Source organism: Leifsonia sp. Root4 (assembly GCF_001425085.1).
Classification (GTDB): domain Bacteria; phylum Actinomycetota; class Actinomycetes; order Actinomycetales; family Microbacteriaceae; genus Microterricola.
Window position 1 is genome coordinate 945,721 of the sequence record NZ_LMDN01000001.1, and the last position, 17,511, is coordinate 963,231.

Annotated in this window: 17 protein-coding genes; 6 read left to right on the forward strand and 11 right to left on the reverse strand. The window is 62.1% G+C overall.

The window, feature by feature from the left end; translation table 11 throughout:
• Window positions 1–11: 11 nt before the first annotated feature.
• From ASC66_RS04350 to ASC66_RS04365, 4 genes are read right to left on the reverse strand one after another with little or no spacing between them, the layout of a single operon-like run.
• The gene (locus ASC66_RS04350) at window positions 12–860 is read right to left on the reverse strand and encodes an ABC transporter ATP-binding protein (RefSeq protein WP_055835098.1); all 849 of its coding nucleotides are present in this window, start codon (window positions 858–860) and stop codon (window positions 12–14) included.
• A complete protein-coding gene (locus ASC66_RS04355; protein WP_082492001.1) occupies window positions 853–2,646 on the reverse strand; it encodes a dipeptide/oligopeptide/nickel ABC transporter permease/ATP-binding protein in 1,794 nt (597 codons plus the stop codon). Before ASC66_RS04355 ends, ASC66_RS04350 begins: the two co-directional genes overlap by 8 nt.
• On the reverse strand, window positions 2,643–3,584 hold the full coding sequence (locus tag ASC66_RS04360; protein WP_055835100.1) for an ABC transporter permease: 942 nt from the start codon (window positions 3,582–3,584) through the stop codon (window positions 2,643–2,645). Before ASC66_RS04360 ends, ASC66_RS04355 begins: the two co-directional genes overlap by 4 nt.
• A 20-nt stretch (window positions 3,585–3,604) precedes the next feature.
• Window positions 3,605–5,119 (reverse strand): ABC transporter substrate-binding protein, encoded by a 1,515-nt coding sequence (locus ASC66_RS04365; RefSeq protein WP_055835103.1) that lies wholly within the window; start codon window positions 5,117–5,119, stop codon window positions 3,605–3,607.
• Between the two features lie 226 nt (window positions 5,120–5,345).
• On the opposite strand from ASC66_RS04365, the gene ASC66_RS04370 reads away from it, so the two are divergent.
• Window positions 5,346–6,380, forward strand: coding sequence for a LacI family DNA-binding transcriptional regulator (locus tag ASC66_RS04370; RefSeq protein WP_055835108.1), 1,035 nt, complete (start codon window positions 5,346–5,348; stop codon window positions 6,378–6,380).
• 72 nt (window positions 6,381–6,452) lie between these two features.
• Here the strand turns inward: ASC66_RS04370 and ASC66_RS04375 are convergent, their stop codons facing one another.
• The 6 genes from ASC66_RS04375 to ASC66_RS04400 form a co-directional block, all read right to left on the reverse strand.
• Entirely contained in the window at window positions 6,453–7,553 is a 1,101-nt protein-coding gene (locus tag ASC66_RS04375; RefSeq protein WP_055835111.1) for a Gfo/Idh/MocA family protein, read from the reverse strand.
• Window positions 7,532–8,236 (reverse strand): ThuA domain-containing protein, encoded by a 705-nt coding sequence (locus ASC66_RS04380; RefSeq protein ID WP_055835114.1) that lies wholly within the window; start codon window positions 8,234–8,236, stop codon window positions 7,532–7,534. The genes ASC66_RS04375 and ASC66_RS04380 overlap by 22 nt, the downstream gene beginning before the upstream one ends.
• The gene (locus ASC66_RS04385; protein WP_055835118.1) at window positions 8,233–9,429 is read right to left on the reverse strand and encodes a Gfo/Idh/MocA family protein; all 1,197 of its coding nucleotides are present in this window, start codon (window positions 9,427–9,429) and stop codon (window positions 8,233–8,235) included. The genes ASC66_RS04380 and ASC66_RS04385 overlap by 4 nt, the downstream gene beginning before the upstream one ends.
• A gap of 138 nt (window positions 9,430–9,567) precedes the next feature.
• On the reverse strand, window positions 9,568–9,849 hold the full coding sequence (locus ASC66_RS04390) for a hypothetical protein (RefSeq protein WP_157509636.1): 282 nt from the start codon (window positions 9,847–9,849) through the stop codon (window positions 9,568–9,570).
• 379 nt (window positions 9,850–10,228) lie between these two features.
• On the reverse strand, window positions 10,229–10,444 hold the full coding sequence (locus ASC66_RS04395; protein ID WP_055835125.1) for a hypothetical protein: 216 nt from the start codon (window positions 10,442–10,444) through the stop codon (window positions 10,229–10,231).
• A gap of 48 nt (window positions 10,445–10,492) precedes the next feature.
• Entirely contained in the window at window positions 10,493–11,392 is a 900-nt protein-coding gene (locus tag ASC66_RS04400; RefSeq protein ID WP_055835127.1) for a ScbA/BarX family gamma-butyrolactone biosynthesis protein, read from the reverse strand.
• A gap of 653 nt (window positions 11,393–12,045) precedes the next feature.
• Here ASC66_RS04400 and ASC66_RS04405 point away from each other — a divergent pair.
• From ASC66_RS04405 to ASC66_RS04420, 5 genes are all read left to right on the forward strand, one after another.
• Entirely contained in the window at window positions 12,046–12,960 is a 915-nt protein-coding gene (locus ASC66_RS04405) for a peptidoglycan-binding domain-containing protein (protein WP_162243472.1), read from the forward strand.
• The gene (locus ASC66_RS04410; protein WP_055835135.1) at window positions 12,957–13,601 is read left to right on the forward strand and encodes an ABC transporter ATP-binding protein; all 645 of its coding nucleotides are present in this window, start codon (window positions 12,957–12,959) and stop codon (window positions 13,599–13,601) included. The genes ASC66_RS04405 and ASC66_RS04410 overlap by 4 nt, the downstream gene beginning before the upstream one ends.
• A 140-nt stretch (window positions 13,602–13,741) precedes the next feature.
• Window positions 13,742–14,758: an ABC transporter permease gene (locus tag ASC66_RS04415; RefSeq protein WP_055835137.1), complete on the forward strand. Its 1,017-nt coding sequence runs from the start codon at window positions 13,742–13,744 to the stop codon at window positions 14,756–14,758.
• Between the two features lie 143 nt (window positions 14,759–14,901).
• Window positions 14,902–15,222, forward strand: coding sequence for a hypothetical protein (locus ASC66_RS18040; RefSeq protein WP_157509637.1), 321 nt, complete (start codon window positions 14,902–14,904; stop codon window positions 15,220–15,222).
• Between the two features lie 56 nt (window positions 15,223–15,278).
• Window positions 15,279–15,911 carry a hypothetical protein gene (locus ASC66_RS04420; protein WP_157509638.1) on the forward strand — a complete coding sequence of 211 codons (633 nt, stop codon included), beginning with the start codon at window positions 15,279–15,281 and terminating at the stop codon, window positions 15,909–15,911.
• A gap of 974 nt (window positions 15,912–16,885) precedes the next feature.
• Here ASC66_RS04420 and ASC66_RS04430 read toward each other — a convergent pair.
• Window positions 16,886–17,281 carry a hypothetical protein gene (locus ASC66_RS04430; RefSeq protein ID WP_157509639.1) on the reverse strand — a complete coding sequence of 132 codons (396 nt, stop codon included), beginning with the start codon at window positions 17,279–17,281 and terminating at the stop codon, window positions 16,886–16,888.
• Between the last annotated feature and the right edge of the window lie 230 nt (window positions 17,282–17,511).

Here is a 17,511-nt window from a genome sequence, read left to right on the forward strand (position 1 = left end):
GAAATGTTCCGTCAGCTGACTGTCAACCCCGGACCCTTCGCCGCGGTCTCCCCGGCCAGAACGCGCGCGCGTTCAGCTCGTCGGGCCCGCTGCCTAGGGGGATCCGCGACCGGTGCAGACATCTGCAGTCGTCTCGTGTACGGATGTTGCGGGTTTGTCGCCACTTGCCGCGCCTCGCCGAGCTCGACGATGCGGCCGCCGCGCAGCACCGCAATACGGTCGCTGATCGCTTGAACCACGCCGAGGTCATGACTGATGAAGAGATACGCGACACCAGTCTCCTTCTGCAGCTCGGCGAGCAGCGACAAGACCCGCGACTGCGTCGTCACGTCGAGGGCACTCGTAGGCTCGTCGCACACGATGACAGAGGGCTCCATCGCGAGAGCGCGTGCGATCGCAATTCGTTGCCGCTGGCCGCCAGAGAATTCCCGCGGGTACCGGGTCCCCGAATCCGCTGGCATGCCGACCGCGTCGAGGAGTTCACGGACGCGGGCACGTCCCTCGGTCATGCCCGCGGCTCGAAGCGGTTCCACAAGGATGTTCTCGATCGTCATCGACGGATTCAATGAGGAGTACGGGTCCTGGAAGATGACTTGGATGTCGCGCGCGACCTGGCGCCGCCGGTTCCGAGGGATGTTGCTGATCGTCTGTCCACGGAAGGAAATCGTTCCGCCGGTGACGGGAGCGAGGCCAAGAATGGCGCGGCCAATCGTCGTCTTTCCCGACCCCGATTCGCCGACGAGGCTCACCGTCTCCCCTGCTCGGAGGTCGAGCGACACATCCTCGATGACGGTCTTACCTCCTCGCTTCCCGCCGTACCGAACCACGAGGTCACGGATTTCCAACAGGTTCTCACTCATTGCCAACCTCCAGCAGTTCGACCGACCGCGATGATTCGAGCAGGTCCCGGGTGTACTCGTGCTGCGGCGATGCGAAGAGCGAGTCCACATCGTTGCTCTCCACGAGACGCCCGTCCTTCATCACGCTCACTGTGTCGCAGATGTCGGCGACGACCCCGAGGTTATGAGTCACGATGATCATCGCAAGTCCTCGTTCTTTACTGAGTTCGCGGAGAAGCTCGAGGACTTCAGCCTGGACCGTAACGTCGAGCGCGGTCGTGGGCTCGTCGGCGACGATGAGCTCAGGCGCCGACGCAACGGCACCGCAGATGAGCACACGCTGCGCCATCCCACCCGAGATCTCGTGCGGGTAGAGCGCCATCACCCGCTGCGGGTCGTCGATGCCGACCCGTGTGAGCAGATCGAGCAATTGCTTGCGCGCTGTCTGTTTTGACACCCCGGTTGCCGCTCGCAGGCCGTACGTGAGTTGCGCACCAATGGTGAACGAGGGGTCGAGATTCGACATCGGCTCTTGCGGCACATAGGCGATGCGACGGCCCCGAGCGGAGCGCATCCGTGCGGAGTCCGCCAACAGATCCTTGCCCTGGAAGAACACGCTGCCGCCGAGCACCACCGCTTCGCGAGGCAAGATACCGAGCGTGGAGAAGGCGAGTTGCGACTTGCCCGAACCGGATTCACCTACGAGCCCGTGGATCTCGCCCTTCCTGACTTCGAGATCGACACCATGCACGACCTCGCGCACTGTGTCGGCCGAGGTCGGATACCCGATCCGAAGGTTTCGGATGGAAAGGAGAACGTCTTGGGCCGGAGTCAGATCGTTCACACCAGCGACCCGCTCATCCTGCGCCGCGCGCGCGAGTGATCGTCGCCGGGCGGGCTTCAGCGCTGCGCTGCGGCTTGATGCTTGAAGTGTGTCACGCAATGCATTGCCGAGCAGCACGAAGGAAAGGATCGTCAGACTGATCAACAGAGACGGCCACACGACGTTCGCGGGGTTTGTGTAGAGGTTATTGAACGCCTCTTGGAGCACGCGACCCCACGACGGCTGCGACGGGTCGCCCAGCCCGAGGAAGTCGACGCCGGCGAGGATTCCGACCGCAGTGGCGAGAACGAACGAACTCTGCACGATGACCGGTGCGCGGACGGCGGAAAGAACGTGTCTCCCGACGATCCTTGCGTCGGAAAGCCCGACGACCTTTGCGGCATCGATGTACAACTCAGATCGCACCGAAATGACGACCGCACGTACAAGACGATAGAAGGAGGGAGCCACGATGACGCCGAACACAGCCATGGCTGCCGGGATATTCGGGCCGGTGAGAGCGTACAACGCGATAAGCATCACGATGCCGGGCAGCGACATGATGACGTCGGAAATGAAGTTTGCGACCGTCTCTAGCTTGCCGCGGTAGTAGCCAGCGAGGAGACCGAACGTCAGGCCGAGAATGAGCGAGACGCCGAGTACGAGCACGCACGCGATGATCGTCTGCTGCGAACCCCACATCAGTCGAGAGAGGATGTCGCGCCCGGAGGCGTCGGCGCCCAGCAAGTGCCCGTCGCTGAACGGCGGAGCATTCGTCGCGCCGAGGTCAGTGGCGTTGGGGGCGTACGGCGCAAGCCAGGGGGTGGTAATCGCGGTGACCACGATGGCGAGGAGGAAAAGGAAGCTAAAGATCGCGAACGGGTTTCTCAGCAGTGCGCCGAACGTGGAACGGCGAGTTCTGATTGTGGTGAGATCTGCGGTGCCATCGACAACCGGGTCGAGTTCGTGCTGGTCGATAGTCATCGGATCCTCGACTTCGGATTGAGCAGACCAACGAATAGATCCGCAAGGAAATTGACGACGAGGATGAGGATCATCGCGAAGATGACGGTACCCATCACCATCGGGACATCGCCGGCCTGCGCCGAGAGGTTCGCGAGCTGGCCGACACCAGGAAGGGCGAAGACGGCTTCGATGAAGAGGGCACCACCGAGCAGGCCCAACGTTGTCAGGCTGAGCACGATGAGACCGGGTCCCGCTGCGTTCCGCAGCACGTGGCGGAAGAGCAGCGCACGTTCCGAAATGCCGCGTGAGCGCAACGTCCTGACATAGTCCTGGGACAGTGTGTCCAGAACCGAACCGCGGAACTGGGAGGCCGCATTCGCGATTGTGCCGATCAGCAGCGCCGTTATCGGAAGTGTCAATGACCAGATCCACCCCTGAACACTGTCCGTCGCGCGAATGTACCCGGTCGCTGGATAGAGCGGGATCGCGATCGCAAACGCAAAGATCAGGCCGATCGCCACAATGAAGCCAGGGACTGCCGCGCCGAGCACGGAGATGAATTGCACCAGCCGGTCAACCCAGCCTCCGTAGAGCGCGGCAGTAACGCCTAGCACGACACTGATGATCGCCGTGAGGACAATCGTTCCAATGATGAGGGAGAGTGTCACGGGCACACGCGATGACATGGCGTCAGTGACCGGTTGGCCAGTCAGGAAAGACGAGCCCAAGTCACCCTGCACCGCCCCCCAAAGCCAATCGAGGTACTGGACGATGAGGGGACGATCGAGCCCCAGCTCTGCCGCTTTCGCCGCCACTTGCTCGTCGGATGCCGTGACACCGAGGACAGCTCGAGCGATCCCGATGCCGTCGGTGTACATCATGCAGAAGGTGAGGAGACTCACGATCAGGAGGACGCCAACTGCTCGGACGAGATGAATGGGAAGAATGCGCAGCATTGCCGGGGCCCGTCGACGGGTTACTTCTGGAAGTCGCGCAACAGCGGGTGCAGCGCCGAGAAGTCGGACATGGTTGGGATTTTGACCGCAGGATTGTGGGCGTAGAACCCGTCCGGGTAGGCCATCGGAACGAACCACGCCTGGTCAACAACGTACTGGTTGATCTCCTGCTGGGCGGCGACTCTTTCTTCGTCGTCGGCAGTGAGGATCGTCTGCCAGAGGGCATCTACCGTGGCATCAGGCTGGTGGGAGACATTCCAAATGCCGTCGGTCAGGATGTAGTCCTTAATGTCCCGAAGCGATTCACCGTAGTTACCCAGCTGCCACAGCGGTACGGGAAATTCGCCGCTCAGGAGGTTGTTGATGGCGTCGGGGCCGGTCAGGTTGACCTGTTCGACTGTGATGTTCAGCAGGGCGAGCTGCTCCGTCACGTACGGGAAGAGCAGATCGTGGTTCTGACCCTCAAAGAACGGGATCTGAAGCGTGAATCCGTCTGCGTAGCCGGCTTCGGTCATGAGAGATTTCGCCTTCTCCACGTCGAACGGGTATGGGTCGACCAGATCCTCGATGTACGCGTCGCTGCCGACGCGGAAGATCTGTGATGCCGGGTCGGCGTAGCCGCGGTAAAGCTGTTCCGCAATGGCATCGCGGTCGAAGACCATGTTCATGGCCTGGCGCACACGGACGTCGCCCAGCGCGGGGATCTTCTCGCCGTTGTGGTCCGTGATGAGCAAGCGCGTGGTGACACCGCGGAGCGTGACGATCTCTTGCCCAGAACTCTTCGCCTCGTCGACGGTCGAGGCATCGGCAAGGATGCCATCGATCTGGCCAGTCTTGAGGGCGTTCACACCAGCAGTCGAGTCAGCCAACACCTTCAGCACAAGCTTGTCGTACGGGTAGGTCTCGGAGTCCCAGTAGTCGGGGTTCTTCGTCAGTGTGTAGCTCGAGCCCTGGGTGCTAGCAGCCGCGTCGTAAAGGTACGGCCCAGAACCGACCACAGTCGTGTCGTCCTTGCCTGCTGCGATGGCCTCGGAGGATGAGATCTGCGGCTCGCACAGCACCAGGTCGATGGTGGGAATCGGCGCGGGCCAAGTAACCGTGATCGTACGGGGATCCGGGGAATCAAAGGTCAGGTCGGCGAACCGCGCGTTTGATTCACCGATTGCGTTGAAGGACGCCTCGATATCGGCCGCGTCGAGTTCTGATCCGTCGCTGAACTTCACGCCCTCGCGGAGCTTCAAAGTCACGGCGCTCTTGTCTTCGTTGTATTCCCATTCTTCGGCAAGCTGCGGCAACGGCTTTCCGAACTCATCGCAGTTCAACGGGGTGTCCCAGACAGCATCGGCAAACCATCCTTGGTACGACGGCTGGATCGTGAAGCTGAGGCCAGGAATATCGGCGGTCATGCCGAGCGCGAGCGTATCCTTCTCGCCGTCAGTAGCGCCGCTGCTCGGCGCGCAACCGGAAAGCATGGCGACTGTGGCGAGCGCCGGAATGGCCAAGGCCGCGGTAACGCGGCGTCGGGTGATGCGCATGTCAACTCCTTTGTTGTGAATCGGTGCGGGAGGAACTGGAGAGGGTTGAGTGCACTCTTCGAGCTCCACCGGGAACGCTACGCCGGGCCAGATCACTCGGTCAAAGATGCAAGTAGTAGTTGCGCAAAAACCGTGACGTTTGCGGAGCTTTCTATGCGCGAGGCTACGAGTGCACACTGCGAGCGCTAGTGTCGAGCTTATTGCGCAATAGTCGAGGAGGACTCTGATGGCAGGCCATGTCCACGTCACGCTTCAGATGATTGCCGAGCAATCTGGCGTCTCGATCTCCTCTGTCTCGCGAGTGCTCGCGGGACGCGGCGATCTGAAGCGGGAGACGAGAGAGCTCGTCCTAGAGACGGCGCACGCCCTGGGGTATGACCGCGTGGCCGGGCAACGGGGTCGGCCGCCCGCTCTTGATCAACGACTCATAGAACTCGTGCTCGGAAGCTTCGACGACGCATGGACTGAGGAAATTGCCCGCGGCGCCCGAGAAGCTGCCTTCCGGCTTGGCTTTGATCTCGTACTGACGCTCGAGCGGGATGACCCGGCCGACGACTGGCCAGCGCGGGTCGCAAGGCGGAAACCGTCAGGAGTGATCCTCGGCATCATTCGTCCCACACACCGCCAACTTGACGAACTGCGTGGCCTACGAATCCCAATCGTCCTACTCGATCCACGGTCCGACCCTGACGGGGAGCTCGCGAGCGTTGGGACCACTGACTGGCAAGGCGGCTACGACGCGGGCGCACACCTCGTTGAATCGGGAGCGTCCTCATTCGCGGTGGTCACCGGCGTTCCGGCGTTCAGGTTCGGGCGCGCTCGCGAGGAGGGCTTTCGAGCAGCCATCACAGAGCTCGCGCCGGAAGCCACTACCCATCGACTGGCCAGCGAATGGACTCACGCACGGCCGACCGCCGAGCTGATCCGAGTGCTCAAGGATGCGCCCGTCCCACTAGGGGTGTTCGCCACCAACGACGAGATGGCCTTGGCCGTGTATGCAGCAGCGGCCATTATCGGACGTGCCATCCCATCCGACATCCGTGTGGTCGGCTTCAACGATGAGCCGCGTGCCGCCGCCGCAGAACCGCCCCTCACCTCGGTTCGTCAACCACTTAGGGCAATGGCGCACCGAGCTGTGGAGCTACTGCGCGAACTGAGAGATACGGACGGGAAGCGCCATGAGCGGGTCGAGCTCCCCTCAAAGCTCGTGGTCCGCGAATCCACCTTGTCGGTCGCTGCGCTCCCCAGCGACGGACGTTGATATCGAGCACACGCCATCCGCACCGATGCCTTTACGTCGAGTGATCGAAGAGGCCGTCGAGACACGACCCGACTATTTGAGCCACTCAGACCGCGCGGTGAGTGGAACGGCTGGGCCGCGTTCCGCGGTCGTGGCGAGGGCGATTCGCTGACCTTGCTCGGCTGACTGCAGCAAGGCTGTCATGATTTCCAGCACGTGCAGAGCCAACGTGCCGCTCGCTCGAGCTGGGCGTTCCGGGGTCGCCTCAATGAAGTCCAGCAGGCCGGCACCGCGAGCACCCTCTTGGTAGCCGGCGGCGACATCGAGAGCACGCCACTCGGTCCCACCGGTTTCAATGAACCTGACTTCGCCGTCAAACCAGTTGGGATCCGGCAGTGCGAGAGTGCCGAGCTCACCGTGGACCTCTATGTTCGCGGCGTTTGTCGCCGCCCCGTCGAAGCTGGTTGTCAGCGTCGACAAGGCTCCGTTCTCGTGCTCGAGCACACCTGAGATGTGTGTCTGAACTTTCACTGGGATTGCTTCTCCCGCGCGTCCTCCATTGTTGATCACGCGCTCAGCACGTAGCCGGCTAGAAGCACCGACAACTGAACGAACCGGGCCAAGCAACTGCACGAGCGCCGATACGTAGTAGGGACCCATATCCAGAAGCGGACCCCCACCAGGAAGATAGAAGAAGTCGGGATTCGGATGCCACCGCTCGTGACCGGGGGCAACCATGGTCGCCGAAGCGGCTAGCGGCCGCCCGATGCCCCCACTATCTACGAATGCTCGGGCGGTCTGGACGCCGGTGCCAAGTACCGTATCTGGCGCACAGCCGACACGGACGCCGGCGGCGATTCCCGCTTCGACGATGGCGCGGGCATCGCTCATCGATGCGGCCAGTGGTTTTTCACCGTATGTGTGCTTCCCCGCTCGAATCGCGGCGAGTGCGATCTGGGCGTGAGCCGATGGAATCGTCAAATTCAGAACTGTGTCCACCTCGCTACTGGTGACGAGGTCTTCAACAGTGAGTGCACGCGCACCGGGGATCTGTTCGGCGACGGCCTTCGCGCGCGCTTCATCGAGGTCTGCAACTGCAGTGATCGACACTGTCCGGCTCTGTGAGAGCGTCTCAAGGTAAACGGCAGAGATGTTTCCAAGCCCGACGATTCCTACGCGGTGCGAGTTGCCCACAGGATCCCTCTTTCGATCACGGTAGTGATGTTCTTGTCGTCAAGGATCTCCACGCTGTGTCCAGGAGTCGTCACAACGACGCGGCCTTTTCCCCACGAGCGCGTCCAAATGGCCGGCGACACGATCGGTCGATGCCATGGTTGCCATTCCGGCGCCGGGTGAGTTGTCGTTGCCAACACGTCGTTGAGGTCGTCATGCAGCACCCAGTACTGTTCGGTTGTGAGCTCGAAGTCCTCGAGCCCCTCCGTGATCCAATGACTCCGCCCCAGCGGCGTGAAATCGATCGTGTACGTGCGGAAGTTGATGTCGGCCACGTCGTGCGACATTGCTACCGGCTGCCGAGCTGGGTGGGTTGCAAACTGAGCTCCGATGAGCTGCAGGTAGTCCGACGATGCCCGAAACGAATCCGCGATACCACCGTGCCAGCCGGTCAGCCCGGTGCCTGCTTGGACAGCAGCGCGAAGACCCATGACCTCGTCGTAGGTGATCTCGGACATCGTTACGCATTGAATGACCAGGTCGGTAGCTGCCATTGTCGCGGGGTCAGCGTAGACAGCAGTCGACTCTTCCACACGGATCTCGTAACCATTTGCTGCAAGAAAGGGGATAAACCTTTCGGTGGCGGTGACGGGGTCGTGTCCGTCCCATCCTCCGCGCACGATGAGAGCTTGGGGTCTTATCATTCTGGGGTCCTTTTCACTGTTGTCGCCATTGACCGCGCGGCGGAACTCGCCTGGACTGCGGCGAGGACTCTCTGAACATCGAGCGCTTCTGCGAAAGATGGTGATGGGACAGCACGATCGGCAACCGCTCTGACTACGTCAACTACCTGATGGGTGAAAAGGTGTTCGTAGCCCAGCCCATGCCCCGTTGGCCACCAATTCGACGCGTATGGGTGTGTGGGGTCGGTGACGAGAATGCGTCTGAATCCTTCTGCACGCTTGTCGACGCTGCGACCATCGAAGTACTCAAGCTCATTCATGCGCTCGAAGTCGAATGCAACGGAACCGCGATCTCCATTGACCTCGACGCGATTCGCATTTCTTCGTCCCGTCGCCATCCGGGTGGCTTCGAACACGCCGAGCGCCCCTCCGGAGAGTGTCGCTGTGAACGCGACCGCATCGTCAACAGTGACAGGGCCCCTCGGCGCACCCCCGATTGCGACGCCACCAAGTCCAGCTGCCGCAACGCCCATGGGACGATCGGCCACAAAGGTCCGCATCGTCGCCGACACCTCGACGATCGCCTGCCCGGTGAGCCACTGCGCGATGTCGATGCTGTGGGCACCGATATCCCCGAGCGAGCCAGAGCCGGCCTTGGATCTATCGAGTCGCCAACTCAAGGGAGCGTCCGCATCGCTCAGCCAGTCCTGTAGATAGCTTGCGCGAACGTGGCGTATCGCTCCGAGTCGACCTTCGGCAATGAACTGGCGTGCCAAACTGAGAGCAGGGGTTTGACGATAGCTGAACCCGCACATTGCAATCGACGCGGACATCGCAAACGCCCGTTCGGCGGCGCCCACCATACGTTCGGCTTCTTCTACCGAGTTAGCCAATGGCTTTTCGCAAAGCACGTGCTTCCCAGATTCGAGTGCGGCGATCGCGATCTCCGCATGAGTGTCCCCGGGCGAGCAGATATCGACGAGGTCGATATCGTCGCGCTCGACCACGGCTCGCCAGTCCGTTGAAGCTTCGGCCCAGCCGAGCATCCTCGCCTGCTCCTCGGTCCGCTTCGCCGAGGTGCCAACTATGACCGCCGGAACTGGCTCCAACGCGAGGTCAAAAAAGCGCGGCGCCGTGTGCCATGCCTGCGAGTGTGCCCTCCCCATAAAGGCGGTTCCGATCATGGCTACTCGCAGGGGCTTGCGCTCAGACATGGACCAGGCTCCTCCATTGGACGTTAGGCCGACTACCGTTCCTAACCGAGACTCGCAGATTTCGATATCTCGCGCACGGCATTGCGCAAAACGAGCCCGGCTGCGATCCGCGCGTACTCGCCCCGCGCGCTAGTCGTCCTAGTCGTAGCGCTCGAGCATCAGCCTGAAGAGCAGTTCCGCGTCTCCGTCGTCACGGATTGCGCGCACCGCGTCACTGTGACGCCGAAGATCACCGGAGCGCAGCGCGACAACGTCCAGCCCACTGCGCAGCAGCTCCGCGTTCGCCGCCAGGCGGGCTTCAATCGGGTCTAAGCCCGCGACAATCGCTCGGGCAGCCAGATCTACTGCACGGGTGAAGTCGTCGTCAATGGTTGGATCCGGCAGTAGCGCAACGCCGGTTGGCCCGACCAGCTGCGGCACCTCACTTCTCGCGACTTGCCGCACCATGGCGTCGTACTCGTCTCTAATCGTTCGGACACGACGCTGAGCACCGATCTGACCTCCCTCGACCGGAATTCCTTCGACTATCCCCACAACTCGTAAACGGGGCACCGTCGACGGGGATGACTGCGCCTGTGCGAATCCGACTTCTGGCCCGAAACAGGATGCGTTCTCTGGAACGCTGAGGCTTGGGCGACAACACGGCAAGCTCAGATGGAATGTCGAAAAGTCAGCCGGCCTGCTTAAAGTGTTGCCACCATTCGGCAAGTGACGTCCCGGTAGCCCATCCCGGTAGCGTTGCCTCACCGACTCCCGACCAGCCGAGGAGCCAACGTGTAGGGGTTGGCGACGAATTTTCTTAGACCCATTCTGTTTCGAACACGCCTCGCACCCGCCACACGGCGATCGGCCCGCCCCGGTACACGGCGATCAGCCGGGTGACCTTTGAAACGGCCTCAAGTCGGATCGGCCAGCGGCCAGAGGCGTAGGGTTCGAGTGCTTCAATGAACATTCCTGGGTCGAAAGACTTCGTGACGACGGCGAATGCGACGTCTTCGTTTGTTGAACCAGTCATGGCTTCCTACTTCCACTCGGCCGTCTAGACACGTTCGCGATTGAGCGCTCAGAGAGTCGCCCTCGCCTCGCACACGACCCGCACAGCGATACGCCCCGCCTGCACGAACTCGACGACATATCCAGGCGCAGTGCGCATCAGCAGAACGTCGATCGGCTCGCCAAACTCGAGCACGTGCGCGAGCGAGACCTCGACACGAGCAAGGTCAAGCTGAGGGTCTTCTTGCGCGATTCGAATCGCTTGACGGGCTGCTTCGATTGCCAGCACTCCCGGGACGTGATCAAGAGGGTGGTCGAAGTAGAAAGGGTTCGTGGTGTCGACGCTGAGACGCCAGTGCTCGGCACCGGAAGCGGCGAGGACGACGTCTGATTCAGCCGAGTACCCAACCGTCGCCGACTCCACGTGGTCACCGGGTTCTCGCCTGAAGTCGAGTGAACTGTGGTTCGCCCGCTCACCTCTGATCCGGCTGTAGACGTTTGGGCCGGCGATAATGGCATCGCCGTGGCCAGTAGCGACGACGAGCCCTGCGCGTACAACCTCCATATCTACTCTGATGCTGCGGAGGTCCCCCGACGGTCGACGCACGACATCTCGCCCGCGAAGAGTGACCACGCAATCAGTTGAGCCTCCGGCGACGAACGCTATCTCGGCGAGCTCGTTGATCACGCACCCGACGCCGGACATCAAAAACTTTGACGTCAGCGGGACGTCGTAGAAGGTGTGGCAGGTGACGATCGTGAGTTGGCGGATGATCTCGATAATCAGATGCGAGTCGACGCGGGTCGCTGGCGAGCCGAAAAGCGCATGGCGCCTAGGCAGCTGGATGCCAGCGACGAACGTGTCGGCGGAGATGGGGTGAACGTCAGTGACGAAGACTTCACTGATCGATTGCCGATGTGTGAGCTTCCGCGCTACCGCGCGCTCAAATTCAACGAGCAAATCACCCACAGCTCCCCCAGCCGACGAAACGAGCGAGCGTGATCGGCTCTGGCTCCGGCACCAAGAATACCGTTTGGTTGGTTTTAAAGGCGCCGCTCTACGTCCCCATTTCGGGGCAGCATCAGGCACAATGCCAGCTCGACTGTCTCGCGATGAGTGGCGCGCAATCAACGAGAAACTCCGCCAGTCACCCGGGCCCCTCGGGATATCGGCACGAATCCAGCCGTCGGCGCTTGAACGACGTCGCGAGTAAGTCCAAAGAAAACCATTCGTTTGGTTTTAGTCTCCGCACGGCGTAGCTTGTATTCACCGTGGCTCCGGCTCCGGTCAGAGCCCAGCAACGCCAGATTCCTAGGTTGGGGCGAAGCATTCGGAAAGGGAGTTATGAGCGGTCGTCTTTGCGATGGGGTGGCATCCGGCAGTTTCAATGCGAGTGATCAACTAGGTCATCCATACACGGATGAACTGGCATCGTTTGTGGTCGAGTCGGAGTTGCGCGTTCGATGAACGATCGCGCGAAATGGCCTGCTTGGGCCGTGTCTGGAGTCGTTGTACTAGCCGTAGGCGGTGCGCTCGGTTGGGCAGCGTCCGCGGTGTTCGCCTCGCCCGGTGACGTCCTTGCGCCCACGAAATCCACGTTCGCGACTCTGACCGAAGGAGAGGTGAGTTCCTCGATCACGCTCAACGCAATCGCGAAGTGGGACCCGGAACCCGTTGGCACCAATCTAGCAGCGGGGACAGTCACATCCGTTTCCGCAGCTGCAGGGAACGAAGTGGGGGCGGGTGCTGTCCTCTACTCAGTCGATCTCCGGCCCGTCGTTGTGGCAGAGGGCGACGTGCCAGCGTTCCGTACCCTCGCGCGTGACTCCGTCGGCGCCGATGCCGCACAATTGCAAGCCTTTCTCGCTGAGCTCGGATTCTATGAAGGAGCGGTCGATGGCGACCTCGGCGTCGAAAGCGAACGAGCCATCGAACAATGGCAGGAATCTCTCGGCATCGAGGCGACTGGAGTCGTCAACCGCGGGGACCTGGTGTTCGTGCCTCACCTCCCGGGCCGCGTGGTCATCGACGAGGAAATCGTGTTCCGCGGAGCCACCCTCGCCGGTGGAGAGTCAGTCGTATCCGGGCTCGCGGCCGCGCCGAGCTTCAGCATTCCGGCGACGCCCACCCAGGCTGCGCTGATGCCGGAGGGAACGACCGTGCTCATCACCTTTCAGGACACAAAATGGCCAGCCGTCGTTTCAGGACAGGCACCGTCTGCAGACGGCAATCAAGTGGATGTGTCGCTAGAAGGAATCGACGGCGCCCCGATCTGCGCAGACTCCTGCGCTCTCCTGCCCGCAACGGGTCAGAACCTTCTGACAAGCGAAATCGTGCTGCAAGAACCCGTCTCCGGAATCATCGCGCCCACCGCCGCCCTCCTCACGAAAGCCGATGGAACAATCAACGTCATCGACGACGAAGGCCGGACCCACCCTGTGACCGTGACAGCAAACGCACAAGGCATGTCCGTCATTGACGGCGCGAAGGCCGGGATGCGCGTTCAAGTCCCCGTCTCGGAAGACACCCAGGAATGAGCGCAGCGCTGCTCAGCACCGATGGTCTGTCGTTCTCGTATGAGGCCACGGCGCCACTGCTCCAGTCGTGGTCCGCCGACTTTCAAGCGGGCGAGGTCGTGGCGGTAACGGGCCCGTCTGGGAGAGGGAAGTCAACGCTTCTATACCTGCTCGGCTTGATGCTGAAGCCGGCTGCGGGACGAGTGCTGCTCGATGGCGAACCGGTTCACGCACTTCCAGACCGCACCCGCGCGCATCTTCGCGCGAGCGTGTTCGGGTTCGTATTCCAGGATTCTGCCCTCGATGCCTCCCGAACAGTCATGGACAACATCCTGGAGACAGTGCTCTACCGGAACGAATCGCGTGTTGTGGCCGCGAAGCGGGCGGAGGCACTGATGGAGCAGTTCAGCGTGGGCCTGCGCGCGGGTGCGAAACCGGGACAAGTCTCGGGCGGGCAAGCGCAGCGCATTGCGTTGTGCCGAGCACTGATCGGTGACCCCCGGATTCTCCTCGCCGACGAGCCGACCGGCAATCTTGACCCAAGCTCGTCAGACATCGTCATCCAGGCGATGCACGACCAGGCTGCTCGGGGCGCCGCAGTAATCGTCGTCACCCATGACCCCGCCCTAGTCGCGCGCTGCCATCGCAAGATTGAGCTCTGATCGTGCAGCATCAATCGGCGGCGGCCGACGCGAGGCCTTTCTCCGGCGGGGGCGCCTCGAGGCGATCGATTCTCCCCGTATTCCGTGAGGCGCTGGCGACAGCGATGTCTGCACCCGTAGCGTCCGCACTAACGGTTGTCATGATCGCCGGCCTCTGCGCGTCCGTGCTGCTGACCAGCGGCCGAACGGTGGGCGCCGAGAATGCCGTTATCGGCTCGATCGATTCTGCTGGCACACGCTCGATCATTATGCGAGCCGAACCTTCGGCGGAGCTTGACTCGTCGGTGCTCGGCCGCATCCGAAACATCGAGGGCATCGAATGGGCCGGCGCGTTCGGCGCCGCGACTGACGTGCAAAACCGCGCGTTCTCCGGCGGCACCAAGGTCCCGCTGCGCCTCGCGTGGAGCGAAGACTGGCGTCCGCTCGGCCTCGCACAAGTACCGCCCGGCCCTGGAGACACAGGTTACGGGTCACCGCCAGCACTCGAAGATTTGGGGCTTGCCGACGGGGTAGGCGGCGTCAAACAAACGAGCGGCGTGGAACTCTCGGTAGTCGGTGGGGTCGACGTGCCAGAGCATCTTCGCTTCCTTGAACCAATGCTCGTCGCACCCCAGCCGCTGACCGCGCCGGGCGAGGTCGGAATTCTCGTGGTCGTCGCCGAACGCCCGGATCTCGTAGCGGCAGTTGCGGCCGCCGTGACAGGTGTGCTCGCGACAAGCGACCCCACGAAGGTGACAGTTTCAACCAGCGAGGGGCTTGCGAGCTTGCGGGCGTTGATCGAAGGGCAGCTCGGGACATTCGGGCGAAGTCTCACATTGGGCATCCTGGCGATGACTGCGGTGCTGACATCTGCGATTCTCTATGGCATCGTCATGCTTCGGCGGAAGGACTTCGGGCGCAGGAGGGCACTCGGCGCATCACAACGGCTCATCGTCGCGCTTCTCCTCATCCAAACGGGGCTGCTCTCACTCATCGGCGCTGCCCTCGGAACGACGCTCGCCCTGCTCCTCCTCGCGATTAGCAACGACCCGCTGCCCGGTCCAACGTATGTGGTTGGCGTTGCGACGCTTGCCGTGATGATCGGCCTCGTAGCAACCCTTGCGCCTGCGCTGAACGCCGCCAGCCGCGAACCGATCACCGAGCTTCGAGTGCCCTGACTTCGTCGGACAGGATACGACCCCGGACACGATGCTTCACTCGTAGAGGCGTCCGACGGGAATGGTCCATTGCTTGCCTTAAAACAAACCATACGGTAGGTATGTATTACCGCAGATCGCGGTGACGAAGTTGGAGGTCTTCAATGAAGAGGAAACTGGCACTAGGACTCACGGCGGCTGCCGGCGCGGCGCTCATGGTTGCTGGATCTGCACTCCCCGCATATGCGGGCGAATGGGCGTGGGGCTCCAAAAATTGCGCCCCGTCGAGCCAGTACGTCTACACGGGCAGCGGAGGGAGCGGAAACGTCACCCATGCGCACAAGATCAGCGGGTCCTACTCGACCGTGACATTTGCCAATGGCACGGTCAACCAGACGAGGGCTAAGACCTTCTGGGTCGGCATGACTGAAGGGGCTAGCGTCGCAGGCGCATCAGCCAGCTGGGGCACCTACTACTGCGGATAGCGCGGTCACCTGGGGGCGTCGGTTTCGCGCCGGCGCCCCTCCGACTAAGGACAACAATGAGAATCAGACCCTTGCCGATTGCAGCTGCGATCGCGATCGCGGTGAGTGGGCTTCTGCTTTCCGGATGCAGCGCACCCACGCCAGCCCGGACCCCATCTCCAAAGCCCGCCGCTTTGTCTGAAAGCGCGGCCGACCAGCTGACCGCGGCGGCCATCGAAGACGCATGGGTGCGGGCGGCGCTACCGGACGACAAGCGACCCGACGTCGAGCTTGTCCGCCTGGTCTCCTTGCAGGAGTGGCCTGAAGCAGTCGCACAGTGTCTGCGAGACGCCGGATGGAACGCGACGTCTGAAGACGGCGGAGTTGGTCTCGTTGGAGTCACAGAAGCCCAGAGGGAGCCATCTGCACTGGCTCAATACACTTGCGAGGCGCAGTACCCCGTCGATCCAAAGTACCTTTCGCAGCTAACCGACTCGCAGTTGGAATACCTGTACGTGTACTACACGACAACGCTCCGCGACTGCCTGATCGATGCCGGGTACACACCCTCGGACCCGCCTTCGCGAGAGAAGTTCATCGAGAGCTATTACAGGACTGGAGCGTGGAGCCCATACTCGGAGGTACCGGTGACGGCCGTCGCCGATCTTGACGAGAAATGTCCCCAAGTCCCAGAAGGATTGTGGGGATGAGGCGTGAAGCACCCGCCAAACCAACACGGTTGGATCTCGCGAGGATGAACGTCGATCGGGTTCGCGCTTGACACTCAGAGATCGGCCGAGGCGAATCGGCGCATACGTTACCGTCGGCGTCCTATTTGGGGTCGCCGGGTTGCTCACGGGTTGCACCGCCGTTTCTAACAGCACTGGCAGCGATTCCGACTTCAGCGAGAATTACCCAGCATGCATGAGCGACCTCGGCTGGGATTCCGTCCGGGACGCCGACGGCGGCGTAATCACAAGCATTCCCTCTGAACAGCGGTCCGCCTATACCGCAGCCCGCGATCAGTGCTTGGAGCTCATTGGTGCCAGCGATCGCCCGGTCCCAACCGCAGGGCAGCTGAAGCGCCTGTATGAGGCCCAACTCGATACAAGAGACTGCCTCCTTCGTGAAGGCTTCAGCCTTCCTGAGCCACCATCTGAGCAAGTGTTCCTTGAATCAGTCGGGGCGTGGAGCCCATATATCGCCCTTCCGGACACGGCGCTTTCATCTGGATTTGATGAGCTAATGAAGCGCTGTCCGCAGCCATCGGCGGAGTCACTCGCTGGATAGCGACCTCCAGCTCTAGAGACGCAGTCGGACGAACGCGACCCAGTTCTGAGCGCCCACACCCTTGTCGCAGGAACCGCCACCACGCCCTCTCGTTTCGCCGCATACAGATTGGTATGCACCCGTCAGTAACAACACCCGATCTGAAAACAACCCTTACGCGGGCTTGGTGGCGTGCGCTCGAATTTGTTCCAGCGTGCGTTGCCGTGGTGGCGGTCGCGAGGGTGGCCGTGATCTTGCTCGCGACCTGGCCCGAGCCGTTCCACCCCTTTCTCGCGATGGGGCTGGGTTTGGTCGCTGTCGCAGCATCAGTGGTTGCGACGGTTGTGGCCATTCGGGCGTGGAGTATCTGTACTGCCTCGCTCGTCGGAGCGCTCGCGATGCTGGCGCTCTTTTGTTAGGGCAGACGTCTGTAAAAGACGAGCCCCGAGTCGCCCCAAGGAGTCATGCGCCTTGAGTAAAGCTTCGCAACGCGCTCGGTACTGGCCGACGCGAACACGATCGCTCCCGCCGGAAGCGCGGCGCTGGCGAATGTCGCCAGTGCTAGCGACTGACCAACCTCTGAGCCGTCAGAGACAAGCCCTTCCACAGTCCATCCGCTTCCCAGCGCCCGTTTCATTTCCTTGAAGTCGCGCAGAATGGCACGCGGCGGAATGATCGTTTTTGCCGCCATCGTCGCGAGCACCATCCATATCGCGGCGAGCGAGAATATGATTGCACCAAGCACGAGAGCTCCCACCTGGTCAAACACCATCACCATGGTGAGGAGTCCCACCACGAGAACGGCCAGCACCCCGGGAGCGGCCAACGCCGCTGCACGCCGAACCCGAGCCCGCTTGCTTCCGTTGGGAGCGAGCAACGCTACCGCAGTGCTCCGACCGGCGACCCACTGCTCTTTCGCTGCGCATTGGCCCACTACGGCCATGGCGAGGAGCGGCCACACCAGAGCGACCCGCCACCCGCGGAAGCGCGGTTTCGCGTTGGTTGCGAACGCGCGTGACGAGACCGTTGCAATCCATCCCA

Coding starts and splice junctions, on each gene's coding strand:
- ASC66_RS04350 (WP_055835098.1), bottom strand. CDS start 860: ATGAGTGAGAACCTGTTGGAAATCCGTGACCTCGTGGTTCGGTACGGC.
- ASC66_RS04355 (WP_082492001.1), bottom strand. CDS start 2,646: ATGACTATCGACCAGCACGAACTCGACCCGGTTGTCGATGGCACCGCA.
- ASC66_RS04360 (WP_055835100.1), bottom strand. CDS start 3,584: ATGCTGCGCATTCTTCCCATTCATCTCGTCCGAGCAGTTGGCGTCCTC.
- ASC66_RS04365 (WP_055835103.1), bottom strand. CDS start 5,119: ATGCGCATCACCCGACGCCGCGTTACCGCGGCCTTGGCCATTCCGGCG.
- ASC66_RS04370 (WP_055835108.1), top strand. CDS start 5,346: ATGGCAGGCCATGTCCACGTCACGCTTCAGATGATTGCCGAGCAATCT.
- ASC66_RS04380 (WP_055835114.1), bottom strand. CDS start 8,236: ATGATAAGACCCCAAGCTCTCATCGTGCGCGGAGGATGGGACGGACAC.
- ASC66_RS04385 (WP_055835118.1), bottom strand. CDS start 9,429: ATGTCTGAGCGCAAGCCCCTGCGAGTAGCCATGATCGGAACCGCCTTT.
- ASC66_RS04395 (WP_055835125.1), bottom strand. CDS start 10,444: ATGACTGGTTCAACAAACGAAGACGTCGCATTCGCCGTCGTCACGAAG.
- ASC66_RS04410 (WP_055835135.1), top strand. CDS start 12,957: ATGAGCGCAGCGCTGCTCAGCACCGATGGTCTGTCGTTCTCGTATGAG.
- ASC66_RS04415 (WP_055835137.1), top strand. CDS start 13,742: ATGATCGCCGGCCTCTGCGCGTCCGTGCTGCTGACCAGCGGCCGAACG.
- ASC66_RS18040 (WP_157509637.1), top strand. CDS start 14,902: ATGAAGAGGAAACTGGCACTAGGACTCACGGCGGCTGCCGGCGCGGCG.
- ASC66_RS04420 (WP_157509638.1), top strand. CDS start 15,279: ATGAGAATCAGACCCTTGCCGATTGCAGCTGCGATCGCGATCGCGGTG.